At 43.2% G+C, this 12,124-nt stretch carries 13 protein-coding genes; 12 read left to right on the top strand and 1 reads right to left on the bottom strand.

Annotated features, from left to right (window positions below):
* Positions 1-51: 51 nt before the first annotated feature.
* The 5 genes from AB4Z50_RS07090 (at position 52) to AB4Z50_RS07070 (ending at position 4,614) form a co-directional block, all read left to right on the top strand.
* A complete protein-coding gene (locus AB4Z50_RS07090; RefSeq protein WP_441877367.1) occupies positions 52-279 on the top strand; it encodes a hypothetical protein in 228 nt (75 codons plus the stop codon).
* Positions 280-327: 48 nt separating this feature from the next.
* Entirely contained in the window at positions 328-1,257 is a 930-nt protein-coding gene (locus AB4Z50_RS07085; protein WP_441877364.1) for a polyprenyl synthetase family protein, read from the top strand.
* Positions 1,258-1,386: 129 nt separating this feature from the next.
* Positions 1,387-1,557: a competence pheromone ComX gene (locus AB4Z50_RS07080; RefSeq protein ID WP_339207229.1), complete on the top strand. Its 171-nt coding sequence runs from the start codon at positions 1,387-1,389 to the stop codon at positions 1,555-1,557.
* A gap of 32 nt (positions 1,558-1,589) precedes the next feature.
* Positions 1,590-3,986, top strand: a complete 2,397-nt coding sequence (locus AB4Z50_RS07075; RefSeq protein WP_441877361.1) for an ATP-binding protein — start codon at positions 1,590-1,592, stop codon at positions 3,984-3,986.
* Positions 3,964-4,614 carry a response regulator transcription factor gene (locus AB4Z50_RS07070; protein ID WP_076269667.1) on the top strand — a complete coding sequence of 217 codons (651 nt, stop codon included), beginning with the start codon at positions 3,964-3,966 and terminating at the stop codon, positions 4,612-4,614. Before AB4Z50_RS07075 ends, AB4Z50_RS07070 begins: the two co-directional genes overlap by 23 nt.
* Positions 4,615-4,738: 124 nt before the next feature.
* Here the strand turns inward: AB4Z50_RS07070 and AB4Z50_RS07065 are convergent, their stop codons facing one another.
* Positions 4,739-6,673, bottom strand: a complete 1,935-nt coding sequence (locus AB4Z50_RS07065; RefSeq protein WP_339207234.1) for an ABC-F family ATP-binding cassette domain-containing protein — start codon at positions 6,671-6,673, stop codon at positions 4,739-4,741.
* A gap of 154 nt (positions 6,674-6,827) precedes the next feature.
* Here AB4Z50_RS07065 and AB4Z50_RS07060 point away from each other — a divergent pair, with 154 nt between their 5' ends.
* From AB4Z50_RS07060 to AB4Z50_RS07030, 7 genes are all read left to right on the top strand, one after another.
* Entirely contained in the window at positions 6,828-7,427 is a 600-nt protein-coding gene (locus tag AB4Z50_RS07060) for a 5-formyltetrahydrofolate cyclo-ligase (RefSeq protein ID WP_441877357.1), read from the top strand.
* Positions 7,428-7,509: 82 nt separating this feature from the next.
* Positions 7,510-7,989: a cyclic pyranopterin monophosphate synthase MoaC gene (moaC, locus tag AB4Z50_RS07055; protein ID WP_339207238.1), complete on the top strand. Its 480-nt coding sequence runs from the start codon at positions 7,510-7,512 to the stop codon at positions 7,987-7,989.
* 27 nt (positions 7,990-8,016) lie between these two features.
* Positions 8,017-8,511, top strand: coding sequence for a MogA/MoaB family molybdenum cofactor biosynthesis protein (locus AB4Z50_RS07050; protein ID WP_054026672.1), 495 nt, complete (start codon positions 8,017-8,019; stop codon positions 8,509-8,511).
* Positions 8,508-9,563: a molybdopterin-binding protein gene (locus tag AB4Z50_RS07045; protein ID WP_441877352.1), complete on the top strand. Its 1,056-nt coding sequence runs from the start codon at positions 8,508-8,510 to the stop codon at positions 9,561-9,563. The genes AB4Z50_RS07050 and AB4Z50_RS07045 overlap by 4 nt, the downstream gene beginning before the upstream one ends.
* A gap of 54 nt (positions 9,564-9,617) precedes the next feature.
* Positions 9,618-9,863: a twin-arginine translocase TatA/TatE family subunit gene (gene tatA, locus AB4Z50_RS07040; RefSeq protein WP_441877349.1), complete on the top strand. Its 246-nt coding sequence runs from the start codon at positions 9,618-9,620 to the stop codon at positions 9,861-9,863.
* Positions 9,864-9,992: 129 nt separating this feature from the next.
* The gene (tatC, locus tag AB4Z50_RS07035; RefSeq protein ID WP_076269790.1) at positions 9,993-10,745 is read left to right on the top strand and encodes a twin-arginine translocase subunit TatC; all 753 of its coding nucleotides are present in this window, start codon (positions 9,993-9,995) and stop codon (positions 10,743-10,745) included.
* 203 nt (positions 10,746-10,948) lie between these two features.
* Entirely contained in the window at positions 10,949-12,115 is a 1,167-nt protein-coding gene (locus AB4Z50_RS07030; protein ID WP_441877346.1) for a YhgE/Pip domain-containing protein, read from the top strand.
* The last annotated feature ends 9 nt before the right edge of the window (positions 12,116-12,124 follow it).

Raw genomic sequence — 12,124 nt, 5'->3', positions numbered from 1 at the left:
CTGAAAGTATGTTTATTGCACATGTATTCCTCAAGGAGGGCTTTTTAGTAAATGGATCATCGAGATCGCATCGAAAGTCCGTCAGTCGAGCGCAGAAAACTATTGGAGAAGAGAATGGAGATGATTACAAACTTAATCAGTCAAATGAATGAGGGGGAGAGTCAGAAGCAAGAAGATCAAAAGCAAAAAAAACAAAAGCGCAGAGGCGACTGCAACGGCATAAGGACACTACATCGGATAGGACGATTCGTAACTGTATTTCAGCGTATGTTTATGTAACGATTTAGTAGTATAATATAATGATCTTGATTTGGCGGAGGATCGATTGTGAACGATTGTATTCCACTCATTGGTCAACACATGCGTTTATTGGTTCAGCGTTTCTTTACAGCTGAGCCTCTTGCACGTTATGCAGAGCAGTTTATTGCGGACAAGCTTGAAGAGACGATTCGATTTGGTCAACTGACGGTTATTCATTACCGCATGTTTGGCGGAAAAGGCGAAGACCCCATAAAAGCAGCTGCTGCAGTCGAACTATTTATTTTGGCGTCGGATATATTGGATGATTTGCAGGATCAGGATGTTCCAAGCAAGCCTTGGATGAAAGTCCCAATGCCTATTGCCATTCATATAGCATCCTCTCTACTAACCTTGTCGCAGCAAGCAATGTTAAGCAGCACATCTAATCATGAGATTCGATTGGCACTCACAGAAATGATGAATGCGCAGCTTCTGAAGGCCGCAAATGGTCAAATGCTTGATATTATGAATGAAATGAACGACGAGGAATCCTATTTGGATGTCGTAAAACAAAAGTCTGCTACGCTTCTTCAACTAGCGTGTATGGCCGGCGTAATGTTGGCTGGTCGCCCTTGGAATGAAACCGTTGCAGAATATGCGCTAGAAATAGGTGTTTCAGCTCAAATTCAGAATGACCTCCGAGATTTGCTGCGATGGGATGAAAAAAGTGATTTTCTTCAACGTAAATGCACCTTGCTTACTCTGTATTTAATAGAAGGAGAAGCAGAAGAAGATCGCTGGATTAAAGAGTATTTTGAGGGCCGGTTAACTTCCGAAGAAATTGCGATGAAAAGAGAGCTTTTTCTTGAAACCTGTGAAAGAACAGGAACTATATTATATGGCTCTGTCATGAGTCGGATGCACTATAATCGCTTTGAGGAATTAGTAGACTCCATACAGGAAATAAGTCCTTGGAAAGCGGAATTTTTGCACATAATAAACTCTAAAAATGCATAACAACAAACCACGCAAAACGTCTTTCGGTAAATACGAATCACTTTTGCGTTTCCTGTCGTATCTATTCCTGTTATAGTAGAGAAGAAGAAAAGATTACTAATATAGTAGTAGAGAAGCGGAGGAGTTAATATGTTAAAAGAAGCTATTCGTCAGTTGGTAAGCAACACTGAAAAAATGTCTATGGCTATGGGTGGACAAATGCAAGTAGCAGGTGTTTCAGTTGCTGAACAACGCGCTCTTCTTGGCGAACTAAAGAACAAAAACGAAAAAAATAGCGGCTACGCATACATGTGGAATTAGCATACTGATTTGTAGGGAAGGAAGAGGAGTGCATGAGACCTAACTTATTTAACCGAATTGTTGCAATCCTCTTCCTGTTTGTCTTGTTAGGTTCTGTTTTATATTTAACCTCGGTAATCGTAAGAATTCCTTCAATCGGTGCTGTACTAGTGGAGGAGCCAGGTAATCGTTATTTTGTTAAGTCGATAGAACCAGCTGGACAAGCGGATGTAAAAGGTATTGAAATAGGCGATCAGATTTTAGAAATAAACGGTGATTCAGTACAGGATTTTGAGTATGTAAAGAAATATAATTCAATTGAATCCGCAGATTACGTTCTTGTTTTACATAAGGATAAAGTTACACAGAAAATTGAGTTTCCCAAGGGGTGGACAGGCGACCATTCGTTATGGGAGCTGCTGATTCAGTTGTATATCCCTGGTGTTTCACTCATTATTTTTTGTGCGTTTTCAGGATTTTTGTATGCAAAACGAAGGAATGATAAGGCTGTAATCATTCTTATTTTGTTTTTTATTTCGATTGGCTTAAGTTACTATAGTTCTGCAGCATCAAGTCGAAGCGATTCTGTTGGGCTTACTATTATTTATTTGGTTCTACCCAACATACCATTGCTGTTTATGAGCTTCATGAACATTTATTTAAAGCGATTCGATGTTCATTTTATTAGTAAATCAATATTGAACACTTTATATGGGATTGTGGGTTTTGTAGGGATCATAAGCTTAATTTATATCTGGACAGATTTAGCGTCAAATAACATCTATACCTATATTCAAATAGCCTATAGCAGTTCTGTGCTGATAGGTAATTTTGTATGCGTTTATATGCTTGTGCGAAAGTTTATAMAGCATCGGCGTACAAAGTTGCATTCTCTGTTCACAATCACGTTGATCTCGCATCTAGTTGCTTTTACTCCGTTTGCATTAATGAACTTGCTGCCTCAAATTATTGGCAAGGACCAAGTTTTTCCAGCCGCTTTTACTGCGCTATTCCTATTCTTATTACCTATCGTTTATTTCTATCTGTCTACCTCAAATCAATTATTTGATATTGACTTTATTCTAACTAGATTTAAATATTATACGGCGCTAGCCTTTATTCCAGCTGTCATTGTGGCGGCACTTGTAGCGTTCGTATTACTAGGAGAGAACAATCCGTCATGGTCCGCGTGGTTTGGCGTATTTTTTGTCATTTACATCGGAATGACGTTGTTTTTATATGGGAAGGAACAAATTGATCAAAGGTTCAGACCTAAGCTCTTTAAGGCGATGTATAGTTATCAGGATAGTCTGGATCGTTTCTCGCGAAAAATCGCTAGAGTAATGAAGCAAAGCGATTTGGAAGCTGTGCTTAAACAAGAGATTAGTGATCTGCTGCCAGTTAGTCGGATTACTTTTTTACTTATTGAGCAATCGGAGAATACCGTATACCCGATGGGCGATCATCCTGAGGAACTTATCACTGCTGAGTTTTTGCTCGGAACTGTAAATTCCTTACAGGTGGGCGAGTTAATCGAGCTGCCTTATGGACTCGGTCTCGTAATAGGCAGACAAAGGTCAAGGTACCATATTTTGTGGATAGGCATGAAAACCAATCATACGCGGTTTAATTCGGACGAGCTTCGTTGGCTTAAGACGATGTCCAATTATTCCAGCATCGTATTTGAGAATCTATATTTAATTGAAGGTTTAATTGAGGATTTAGAGTCGGAGGTACGCAAAGAGCATTCAACTTCACCATGGGTGCTGCGCCTTCTATTCTGTTTGTCTGAGAACGAGAGAAGAAAACTTGCTGCTGACTTGCATGACTCAGCGCTGCAAGATCAGCTGCTTTGGTACCGGAAGCTTGAAGCCATTATGATGGACTATCCGATTTCGAATAGTTTGGGACGCGAGCTGGAGGATATTAAAGAAGGATTACTCGATGTTATCCATCAAATTCGTGAAACTTGTAATGAACTGCGTCCACCGCTTTTGAAGGAGATGGGAGTAGTCGAGGCTGTTGAATCGATTATCGAGCATACTCAAATGCGTGTTAACTTTGCAGTGGATTTTCGTGCAAAATCATTTAATCGTCCGCTTAACGAGGAACAAATTACGGCGATTTACCGGATCGTACAGGAATTGCTGCGTAATGCGGACAAGCATTCTCAAGCTAAATTAGTTGTTCTTGAGCTTGAGCTGCGCAAAGGAACGATATATTTCCGATATCAAGATGATGGTGTCGGTATGGATGTAAATCAAATGAGTGTTTCTTTTGAACATATGGGCTTGTCAGGCATTAAAGAGCGGGTGACTGGTCTGGAAGGTGACATATCATTTTATTCGGAAAGCGGTAACGGCTTAGAGGTTGTCATCTTGCTGCCAGAGATCATGACAGCCGGTAGATCGGAGAGGGGTATATCGCGTGATTCGTATCTTATTAGTTGATGACCATCCTTCTGTCGGAGAAGGAACCAAAACAATGATTGAGCAAGACAGCGAGATGTCGGTATCGGTCGTTTTGTCCGCCATTGAAGCGCTCGATATTGTACAAATCCAGCAATTTGATCTCATTTTATGTGATTTGAATATGCCAGGCATTAGTGGATTGGAATTAACGAAACGTCTTATTCAACAGGATCCGGAGCGCAAAGTTATTATTTACTCGGGCTATGAGATTGGCTCACATTTTAACTTGCTGATTGAATCAGGCGTCTCTGGTTTTATTTCCAAGACAGTATCAAGAGAACAGCTTCATAATGCGATTCGATGTGCCATGAGAGGGGACACGGTTATTCCGATTACCCTGTTAAAGCAGCTTAGAAGGCATGAAGTAACGATCGGACGGACAGAAGTAGCTGTTGAAGATGTGTCGATTAATGAGAAAGAACAGACCATATTACATGAAGTAGCTACTGGAATTAGCAATAAAGAATTGGCAGCCATGCTTCATGTTAGCCAGCGGAATGTCGAATATCAGCTGTCGCGTATATTTGATAAACTCAACGTACGGTCCCGTTCGGAAGCAATTAAGGAAGCACAGCGTTTAGGCTTGATCAGCTTAGAACAATACTAGAATTAGGTTAGTTACCCCTAGTTTGTTTAGGTGGTTAAGTAGGATAGGAATGAATAAAACCGGCAGCTAAAGGATTATCCTTAAGCTGCCGGTTTTAATTGATTTACGAATTGATTTACGAAACTTACATGTATTGTTCCCATTCCTCATATGCGGTCGATAGTGAGGTTTTAACAGCTTCAATGGCAGCTTGAATTTCTTGAATACGGATGTAATCATTAAAAATCGCAGGATCAGTGAGCTGTAATTCCAAATCGGTTATTTGCTGCTCCAGCGTAGCGATTTCCAGTTCTAATTGTTCAACTTTACGCTGCCGTGTACGTTCTTCACGTTTTGCTTGCTTGTCCGCCTCGTAAGAGTTGGCAGGTGAAATGTCGGATACGGCTGTTGTTTTTGAGTTTGAAGCCTGTTTTGACAGTGCTTCGAGCCGTGCTTCTTCGATTTCACTTTTTTTCTCTATCATTTCGTCATAATTTCCTAGGAAATGATCAGTACCTGATGACTTTAGTTCGACAATTCGTTCAGCCATCTTGTTTAGGAAGTAACGATCATGTGAAATGAAGAGCAAGGTTCCTTCATAGTCAAGCAATGCAGCTTCAAGAACTTCTTTGCTAAAAAGATCGAGATGGTTGGTAGGCTCATCCAAAATAAGGACATTGGCCTCTGCAAGCATAAGCTTTGCTAGAGATACACGTGCCTTCTCACCGCCGCTAAGGGAAGAAATTCGCTTGAGTACGTCTTCGCCGCTAAATAAGAAGTTGCCGAGCACCGTACGAATACGTGCCTCCTCCATATGGGAGTAACTGCCCCAGACCTCTTCAAGAACAGTATTTTGGCCGTTTAGCCTCGTTTGTTCTTGGTCATAGTAGCCGAGTTTGACGTGAGTTCCAAACTTAATTGTACCTGTTGTTGGTTCATTTTGACCGACAATAACCTTTAGCAGTGTTGATTTCCCAATCCCRTTCGGACCAATTAATGCAACGGTTTCACCACGAGTGAGCTGGAAGGATACATTTTTAAAGATAGGTGTGTCCTTACCTGGGAAAACAACGGAAACCTCATTAACAGCAAGAACGTCTTTGCCTGTCGAACGCTCGATTTCAAAAGTGAAATGAGCTTTTTTTAAATCACCCTGCGGCTTGTCCAGGCGATCCATTTTGTCCAAAGCTTTCCGTCTGCTTTGTGCACGTTTGGTCGTTGAAGCACGAACAATATTTCGTTGGACAAATTGCTCCATACGCGAAATTTCGTCCTGCTGTTTTTCGAATTGACGCATATTGATTTCGTATTCGGCAGCTTTCAACTCCATATAGCGGCTGTAATTTCCAGTATACCGCTTGGAGGTATGACGCTCGATTTCGATAATGGTTTGAGCAAGAGCATCTAGGAAGTAACGGTCATGGGATACAACTAAGATGGCACCTGAATATCCGCGCAAATAGGACTCTAGCCACGTTAAAGTCTCAATGTCGAGATAGTTGGTAGGCTCATCAAGCATGAGCAGATCTGGTGCCTGAAGCAATATGCGAGCGAGTGCGAGCCGTGTTTTCTGGCCGCCGCTTAATGTTGATATTAAAGTGTCAGCTGGAAATGTTCCGAAACCCATACCGTGAAGAACACTGTTAATACGCGTGTTGACCTCGAAACCGCCTTGCTCGCGGTACCAATCTGAACGCTTGGCATAACGATCGAGTATGGCTGTATAACGTTTCTCATCCTGATGAAGTTCGGGATCTGCAATTTTGACTTCAAGATCACGAAGCTCTTGCTCTGCTTCAATTAGATGTGAGAAAACGGCAAGCATTTCTTCACCAATCGTTCGATTGGATTGCAATCCGCTATTCTGAGCGAGATAACCAATTTTAGTTTCTTTGGCTTTATGAATAGCGCCAGAATCTGCGGACATTTCGCCTGCAATGATTTTGAGCAGTGTAGACTTGCCTGCACCGTTCACACCTACGAGACCAATACGTTCTCGTTCCAGCACTTGCATCGAAATATTGGATAATACGACATTTACGCCGTAGCTTTTTGTTACGTTAGAAACCTGCAGCAGCATTTTGAAACCTCCAACAAATAAATGGTAAAGAACGAATGCTCATACTACATATTAGTGTACCATAAACGAGCGCTAGCATTGGCGAAAGTTGCACAACAATGTTAAACTACAATTAATGAAAGAAAATGATGGGAACTAGAATAGGTGAATGCTTTTGGTTGAACCAAATCAACGGGGCGATAAGGCTTACATACGAAGTCAGATAACGATAAAACGAAATAAATTACCAGTCGAGCAGCGGCGATTATGGTCAGAAGCAGCTTGCACGAAAGCGATGGCTTTTATTGAAAGCCATTCGGTTGGCGCGTTTATGGTGTACGTGTCTTTTCGGAGCGAGCTTGATTTGTCAGGTCTCATTGAATGGGGCTGGCGAACAGGGAGAGAAGTCATTGCGCCAAGATGCATCGCAGCAGATCGTTCCATGGAGCTCTATACCTTGCGGAGCTGGGATGATCTGATGCCTGGTGCATATGGGATTATGGAGCCGAATCCGAATACGGCGCAGCCATTTAAGGACAATTGCGAGCTGGGTGTTGTGTTTGTGCCGGGACTAGCCTTTGACCTTCAAGGGGGCCGCCTTGGTTATGGAGGCGGTTATTATGACCGATTTGCTGAATCTGTTCAAAACAATGCTTCTAAGCCGTACTGGCTCGGAATGTCGTTCGAGGCGCAGCTCATTGATGAGGTGCCTCTCGAGGGGCATGATTTGAAAATGGATGGCTTGATTACTGAAAAAAACATGTATTTAGTTTAGAGGAAATGCAGCAGAATGATTGCCAAGCGAGCTATGAACGTTAAAGGCGAACCGTTCATTAGCGCTAGAAGGAGCGTTTGAGGTGGAGTTGACACATTTTAACGAGCAGGGCCGGGCGCGAATGGTAGACATCTCTGACAAGGAAGTCACTTCCCGCACGGCAGTCGCTCAAACTAGGATAACGATGAACCGAGATACATTAGAACAAATTAAAGCTGGCAAGATTGGGAAGGGCGATGTACTGGCTGTGGCTCAGGTTGCTGCAGTTATGGCTGCCAAAAAAACGTCAGATTGGATTCCAATGTGCCATCCGCTACCGCTCACAGGCATCAATGTGGTTTTCAGCGATAACGGAACGGATGAGCTTTACATAGAAGGTACAGTAAAGACAACAGGAAAAACCGGCGTGGAAATGGAAGCACTGACAGCCGTGTCTGCCGCAGCTCTAACGGTCTACGACATGTGCAAAGCGCTGCAAAAGGATATGGTTATCGGTCCTACGCAGCTGGTTTCAAAAACGGGCGGAAAAAGCGGCGATTATCGAATTTCGTCAAACCCATGAGCGAAATAGGAATGGGAGGAATGGTAAATGCGGTGGAAAGTAGCAATTTTGACAGCAAGCGATAAAGGATCACGTGGAGAACGTGAGGATACGAGTGCCCAGGTTATCCGTGAATTGGTTGAGGAAGAGCTGGGTGGAGAAATTATTGATTATCGGATTGTACCGGATGAGCAGGATGAGATAATGGCAGCCATCATAGAAATGACAGAGTACTTCCATGCGGATCTTGTGCTTACGACGGGCGGCACAGGTCTTGCAGAGCGCGATGTTACGCCCGAGGCAACGCTCAAGGTTATTGACCGTGCTGTTCCGGGAATAGCGGAAGCGATGCGTATGGGCGCTCTCCAAAAAACAAGAAGAGCAATGCTCTCAAGAGGCGTCTGCGGCATTAGAGGCAGCTCATTAATAGTTAACCTGCCTGGGAGCCCAAAGGGCGTACACGAGAGCTTAATGGCGATCATGGATCAATTGCCGCATGCTCTGGGCATTTTATCCGGAGAACTGGGGGAACATAGCGTATGAGTCAGCAGCAGCATCATGCTAAGAACGGAACAGAACAGCATGGATCGACTACGCTAAGAGAAGTTTCCGTATATGATGCGATCGGGCTGCGACTGGCTCATGATTTAACGCGAATTATCCCAGGTCAGTTTAAGGGTCGATTGTTCAAAAAAGGTCATGTTGTGGTAGAAGCAGACATTCCTAATCTGCTTGATATTGGCAAGGAGCATATCTATATTATGGAGCTTGGAGAAAACGAGCTTCATGAGGATGATGCAGCCATTCGAATGGCTGAAGCGTTATATGACGAGAAACTCATTCTTTCAGAGCCGCATGAGGGCAAGGTAAGCATTAAAGCAAATCAGCTAGGCCTTGCGGAGATTGATAAGGCATTAGTTGATGCCATTAATGAGCTGGGTGAAATTGCATTAGCGACGATTAAGGCAAAAACAGTCGTTAAGCCGGGTCAAGCGCTGGCTGCAACAAGAGCCATTCCGCTTGTTGTACCCAAATCGAAGGTGGAGACAGTGGAGAGGCTTGCAGCAGAATACCGTGAAGCGAATGGCGGAGCTTCGCCGCTGTGCGTTCGCCCTTTCCGTAAATTTCGCGTCGGTTTGTTGACGACAGGCGGCGAAGTTTTTAACGGAAGAATTGAAGATAAATTTGGTCCGGCAGTAAGAAGCAAGCTCGAGGAGCTTGGATCAGAAGTTGCAGAGCAGCGATTTGCACCCGATGATCGACAAACAATTGTCAAGGAAATACACTATTTGCTTGCACAACGTTATGATATGATACTAGTGACTGGCGGAATGTCGGTAGATCCCGACGATCGCACTCCTGGAGCCATAAAGGAAACAGGTGCGGATATCGTAAGTTATGGAACTCCGATGCTGCCAGGCTCAATGCTGCTTATTGGTTATTTAAACGGAGTGCCGATAATGGGGCTTCCAGGATGCGTCATGCATGATCCATATACATCATTCGATGTGCTGCTGCCGCGGATTTTAGCGGGAGATACGATTGTTCGTGAAGATATTGTCAGCATGGGATATGGCGGCTTAAACAGCTGTTAAGTATGAGCTGCTTAATAATGATGCTGCTACATAAAATTACGAGGAGGTTGGCAAATGTCAGGAATTGGTGCAACAGGTGTTATACTGCTCGTGTTGGTTGCTTTGCTACTATTTGGACCAAACAAGCTTCCAGAACTTGGACGTGCATTCGGACGGACATTGCGTGAGTTTAAATCCGGAGCAAGAGAGATCATGGATGATGATGATCGTGACCGTGATCGCAAGGACAAAGATTCGAGCCGTGTTGAAGTAAGTCGCTCGGAAAATAATGATAAAGACAATAAGCGGCTACCGGATTAATCGGGCCCGCTTTTTTCTTGAAAAAAAGGTTTACCGCTAGGCGAAGGAGGTATCGTGCAGGTGGGATCGGAAGGAAACAGCAAATCGGAGCATAAATCACGTAAAGCGCTTCTTCGTGAAGAAGGGTTGATGCCGCTTTTGGAGCATCTTGGCGAGCTGCGCAAGCGTATCATTTACGTGCTTATTATTTTAACGTTAGGCTTAGTCGTCGGACTTATATTTGCACAGCCTACCTATAACTTTCTAATGAGCCAGAAGCCTGCTAATACAATTTCGTTACATACGTTTTCCCTTTGGGATGGCATTGGCATGTATATGAAATTTGCATTTGTCATCGCTTTAATTATTTCTTTGCCTGTTATTGCATATCAGCTTTGGGCATTCGTAAAGCCGGCTTTGCGCAAGAACGAGCAGCGTTCCACGCTTAAATATGTTCCATTTGCACTAATCATGTTTTTAATTGGATTGGCGTTTTCTTATTTTGTCGTCTTTCCACTCGCTTTTAATTTCACAAGAACAGTATCACAGCATTTAAACCTTGAGGAAACATATGGTATCGCGCAGTATTTTACGTTTATGTTTAATCTGCTCATTCCGATATCGCTATTATTCGAACTGCCGCTAGTCATCATGTTTTTGACAGCTATTCGTTTAGTGAATCCACAGCGGCTTCGCAAAATGCGCCGTCTAGCGTATTTCATCATGGTGCTTATTGGAGTTATGATAACGCCGCCGGATTTCATATCGGACATATTAGTGGCGATCCCATTACTCGTTCTGTATGAGATTAGTGTGTTTTTATCAGGCTCGGTACACAAAAAGCAGCTTGCCGCTGATGCAAAATGGGAAGCGGAGTATGGCGAGTCAATGTCTGAAGCATAGGAAGAAGAAGGGGAATGTCCTCTTCTTCTTTTTTTTATATAAGAAAGCTTATAAAGGGCTTTTATTTCTCCGTCAAAGCTGCTTTAGCATCCAGAGGACGCCGAAGGCGAGTTTGCATGGTTGACAAAAACATTATTTCCGCATAATATTTAAACAGTTGTTTAAAACAATTGTTTAAATAGAGAAAACGGGAGTGGATCATATTGAAAAATGCACTAATTGCTTTTATGAAACGTCCAACGACTATCGTTGGTATATTTACGGCAATCATGTTCCAAGTTATTTTTTCGGTCATTTGGATGACAGGTTATAACGGTGTTACGGACCGCGTACAAAATTTGCATATTGCTATTGTGAATGAAGATGCACAGATGGGACAGAAGATTGCTGGCAACCTTGTTCAGAACTTGCCTTTTAACATGAGTGAAATCAGCAGCATTGATGAGGCGAAGCAGCAGCTGAATGAGCGTGAACTGCAGATGGTCGTATGGATACCGGCGGATTTCTCTCAAAAGGCCTCAGCAGCCGATGGTACAGCCTCCATTCAATATGTAATAAACGAATCAAATCCAGCTCTGATTAAAAGTATTATGAGTGGTGCAGCCGGGCAAATAACAGCAGAAGTAAATAAGCAGGCCGTAACGGGCGGCATTCAAACCGTACTTGGCAACATGCAGCTGCCAGCAGAGCAAGCTGGAGCAGCGGCACAAGGATTGTCAGAGCGGGTTAAATCTGAAATTCAGTCAACGAACGTGATACAAGGAATGAACAATCAAATGGTTCCGATGATGCTGGTGCTTGCTTCTTATGTCGGCGCGATGATCATGGGTATGAATTTTGAGCAATCTTCCCTTTCACTAGGAGCAACAACAAGCAGATGGAAACGTTTCGGCGCAAGAAGCGTAATTAATGTAGGAGCAGGTGTCATTGTTTCGTTAGTAGGTTCTTCCTTGCTTGCTGCATTTGGCGGTCAGATGGAACAAGGATTCCTTCATATTTGGTTGTTCCAGCTGATGTTCGTATTAACATTTATATTCGTCTCGCAAATGTTTATTTACCTGTTTGGTTTAAGCGGCATGCTGTTCAATATTATTTTATTGTCGGCACAGCTTGTTACCTCTGGTGCGATCGTACCGCGTGAATTGTTATCCGACTTTTACGTTAAGCTTGGTGATATTCTTCCAGCGACGTATGCAGTTGAAGGTACGATGAATATTTTGTTCGGCGGCCCAGCTGCTACAGCTGACTCTTTGTCACTGAGCGTTATTGCAGTCGTTGCCTTTGCGGTTAGCGTAGTTGCGGTTGCGCTGAAGCGCCAAGCCGCTCCTGCAGTACAGCCTACAGCAATAATTGCAGGGCAAAAAAGATAATTCAACTGC

The sequence above is a fragment of the Paenibacillus sp. 2TAB26 genome (assembly GCF_052115145.1).
Taxonomy (GTDB): Bacteria; Bacillota; Bacilli; order Paenibacillales; family Paenibacillaceae; genus Pristimantibacillus.
This window is presented reverse-complemented; position numbering and strand designations above follow the sequence as displayed.

Bases quoted from the DNA above. Each gene is read 5' to 3' on its own strand.
- tatC (WP_076269790.1), top strand. From the start codon at position 9,993: ATGCCGCTTTTGGAGCATCTTGGCGAGCTGCGCAAGCGTATCATTTAC.
- tatA (WP_441877349.1), top strand. From the start codon at position 9,618: ATGTCAGGAATTGGTGCAACAGGTGTTATACTGCTCGTGTTGGTTGCT.
- AB4Z50_RS07050 (WP_054026672.1), top strand. From the start codon at position 8,017: ATGCGGTGGAAAGTAGCAATTTTGACAGCAAGCGATAAAGGATCACGT.
- AB4Z50_RS07045 (WP_441877352.1), top strand. From the start codon at position 8,508: ATGAGTCAGCAGCAGCATCATGCTAAGAACGGAACAGAACAGCATGGA.
- AB4Z50_RS07090 (WP_441877367.1), top strand. From the start codon at position 52: ATGGATCATCGAGATCGCATCGAAAGTCCGTCAGTCGAGCGCAGAAAA.
- AB4Z50_RS07080 (WP_339207229.1), top strand. From the start codon at position 1,387: ATGTTAAAAGAAGCTATTCGTCAGTTGGTAAGCAACACTGAAAAAATG.